Consider the following 997-nt stretch of genomic DNA (forward strand, 5'->3'; position numbering starts at 1 on the left):
CGGTACACTTTTTGCACCGTGGAACTCGATGCCGTGTCGTTGGGGCACGTCAAGACTCTCGGAAGGAATCGTGTGCAGATCAATTCGACGCCGGAACAGGCGCGTTTGCGGCTCTTGCCTCGTACTTTCTCGCCTCGCACACTCTGCCTCGCACTGCTGGCTTCCGGGCTGATGTGCGCCTGGCAGGCGGCCCGCGCGCAGGCAGCATCGGCGCCTGCCGCCAAGGAAGAGTCGGCCCCGAGCGAGCGCTCCAAGCGCGAGGCGGAGAACGTCTTCCGCTGGATCATGATCCACTCGGACAAGCCCCGCAAAGTCCGCGACGGCAAGGACGACGTCAAGCCGCCCGCACCCGCGCCGGTTGCCAATGCACCCAGACCGGCACCGGCCGCACGCGTCGCGAAGGTGGGCGAGGGTAGTGCCGAAGGGGCGGCCGTTTCGCCGACACCCGCACCAGCAGCGGTCGGGCGCATCGCCCCGGCGCCGGCCGCCACGCAGGCCGTCCAGGCCATTCAGCCTGCCGCGCAGGCCGTGCCGGTCTCCAGCGTCGACAACGAAGCGGCCCGCCTGGCGAACAGCGCAGCGGCCCACGCCCGCAGTGGTGCCACGGCGATGCCCGATGCGGCCGCGCCGCCTGCACTCGCCGCCGCGCCGGAGCCTGATGTCGAAGAGGCGCTGGTGATGGTCTCCCAGGTCGAGCCGCAATTCCCCCGTGCGGTGATGCTGGATCTGCGAAAGGGCACCGTGCGGGTGCGCTTCGAGGTGCTGCCCAACGGCACGGTATCGGCGCCGGCCGTCGTGTCGTCGTCGAACGTGCGCCTGAACCGGGCCGCGCTGGCGGCGGTCGCGCAATGGAAGTTCCAGCCGCTGCGCGAGACGCAGGAAGGTGTCGTCGAGCTGGGCTTCAACCTCGACTGAGGCTGCCGCTCGGGGTGCGCGTCAGGCGGCGACCGTCCGCTCGGGCGCGATCGCCCCGCGGTACTGCCGCACCCAGGCGACC

General features: G+C 70.7%; 1 protein-coding gene. It reads left to right on the forward strand.

Annotated elements, in window-relative coordinates; all coding sequences use genetic code 11:
- Nucleotides 1-915: energy transducer TonB (locus AC1D15_RS34295; protein WP_477829585.1), on the forward strand; the 915-nt coding region annotated here is incomplete at its 5' end.
- Between the last annotated feature and the right edge of the window lie 82 nt (nt 916-997).

The sequence above is a fragment of the Rhizobacter sp. P2_H2 genome, from assembly GCF_056403375.1.